The sequence below is a fragment of the Streptomyces aurantiacus genome, assembly GCF_001418335.1.
GTDB lineage: Bacteria > Actinomycetota > Actinomycetes > Streptomycetales > Streptomycetaceae > Streptomyces > Streptomyces aurantiacus.
Genome location: NZ_LIPP01000160.1, coordinates 1 through 1,937, shown reverse-complemented (window position 1 = coordinate 1,937; position 1,937 = coordinate 1). Strand labels below are relative to the sequence as shown.

The 1,937-nt window shown below is 70.9% G+C and carries 2 protein-coding genes; both read right to left on the bottom strand.

Going from position 1 to position 1,937, the window contains the following annotated elements:
* On the bottom strand, positions 1-1,307 hold a 1,307-nt coding region (locus AOK01_RS22015), incomplete at its 3' end, for a maltokinase N-terminal cap-like domain-containing protein (protein WP_055514342.1).
* A 14-nt stretch (positions 1,308-1,321) separates the two neighbouring features.
* Positions 1,322-1,937, bottom strand: a 616-nt coding sequence (locus AOK01_RS22010) for an alpha-glucosidase C-terminal domain-containing protein (protein ID WP_213862131.1), incomplete at its 5' end; no start/stop codon positions are given.

Sequence of the window (1,937 nt, the reverse complement as noted above, 5' to 3'; positions counted from 1 at the left end):
ACGGGCAGCCAGTCGGGCCGGTGCCGTGCCTCGTACAGGGCCTCGTACACGGCCCGGTCCGTCTCGTAAGCCCGCAGCAACTCGGATTCCGCCCGCGGATCCCACCGCGCCTGGGCGGCGTATCCCGCGCAGTAGGCGTCCCGGCAGCGACGTGCCCACTCCGGACGCCACGGGTGGCGGCTGCGGGCGGCGTAGTCGAAGGAGCGCAGCATGCCCGCGACATCGCGTACCGGGGACTGCGGCTGCCGGCGTTCGGCGATGGGGCGGGCCGGTTCGCCCTCGAAGTCGATGACGAACCACCGCTCCCCGGCGCGCAGCACCTGGCCGAGATGCAGATCGCCGTGGATCCGCTGCACCGGACGGCCCGAGTCGAGGACGGCGAGTGCGTCGAAGGCGCCCCGCAGCCCGGCCACGTAGGGCATCAGCTCCGGCACCGACCGGCTGGTCGCGTCCAGCCGTTCGATCATCGCGGCGGCGAGCCGCCTGCTGCCGTGCCCGGTCGGCGCGCCGAGGGCGAACGCCGCGGCCAGCGCGAGATGCACCTCCGCGGTCGCGCGCCCCAGTTCGTACGCCTCGTCAGTGAACTCCCGTCCCGCGGTGAGCGAGTCGAGCGCGAGGGTCCACCCGTCGACGGCGTCCGGCAGGAACGGCTGGAGCACACCGAGCGTCGCCGGCTGCGGTTGCGAGGTCCGGAACCACGCCACGGGGGCCGGTACCCGGGTGCACCCCTGGCGGGCCAGCGCCCAGGGCACCTCAAGGTCCGGATTGATGCCGCACTGGACACGCCGGAAGATCTTGAGGATGTACGCGTTCCCGTACACGAGTGAGGAGTTGGACTGCTCGGCGTCGAGGAGGCGCGGGGCCAGACCGGCGGGAACGGCCACCTTCGCGTCCCGCTCGAACCGCAGGGGGCCCGCCGTCCCCGGAGTGCGCAGCCGCTCCAGGAGCAGGTCGGCCGACCGCGGTTCCTGAAGGGCGTCGTACACCGTCAGGCCGGCCAGCGGCCCCTCGCTCGCCCGGCCGATGCGGGCGTGGGCCAGCCGTGGAGGCAGGACGTCCCCGACTCCGAGGAGCAGCTGGTAGCAGTCCCCGGGCCGGGCGGCGGAGCCGTCCCCGGTGCTGACCAGCAGGTGCAGGCAGCCCGGATGCAGCTCGGTCACCGAGAGCAGGGACAGGTCCGTGACTCGTCTGCCCTTGCCCGCGAACCAGCGCTGTTCGGGCAGCCACGTCCTCAGCAGATCGGCGAGCGACGTCAGCAGATGGGCCGGACTGTGGCCGCTGGGGCGGGGTGATACGACCTTGCGCATGACGACCCGTCCTTTCAGGAGCACACCGTCAATCGGCGTTCGGTGAGCGGGGTGGCGTCCTTGCGGAGTCGGAACCAGTAGAAGCCGTGGCCGGCGAGGGTGAGGAGGTAGGGGAGTTCACCGATGGCGGGGAAGCGGACGCCGCCGATGAGTTCGACGGGGTGGCGGCCGTTGTAGGTCTGGAGGTCGAGTTCGGTGGGCTGGGCGAAGCGGGAGAAGTTGTGGACGCACAGGACGAGGTCGTCCTTGTGTTCGCGTAGGAAGGCGATGACGGCGGGGTTGGTGGAGGGGAGTTCGGTGTAGGTGCCGAGGCCGAAGGCGGGGTTCTGTTTGCGGATCTCGATCATGCGGCGGGTCCAGTGCAGCAGGCTGGACGGGGAGGACATGGAGGCTTCGACGTTGGTGACCTGGTAGCCGTAGACCGGGTCCATGATCGTCGGTAGGTACAGCCGCCCCGGGTCGCAGGAGGAGAAGCCGGCGTTGCGGTCGGGGGTCCATTGCATGGGGGTGCGGACGGCGTCGCGGTCGCCGAGCCAGATGTTGTCGCCCATGCCGATCTCGTCGCCGTAGTAGAGGATCGGTGAGCCGGGCAGCGAGAGCAGCAGGGCCGTGAAGAGTTCGATCTGGTTG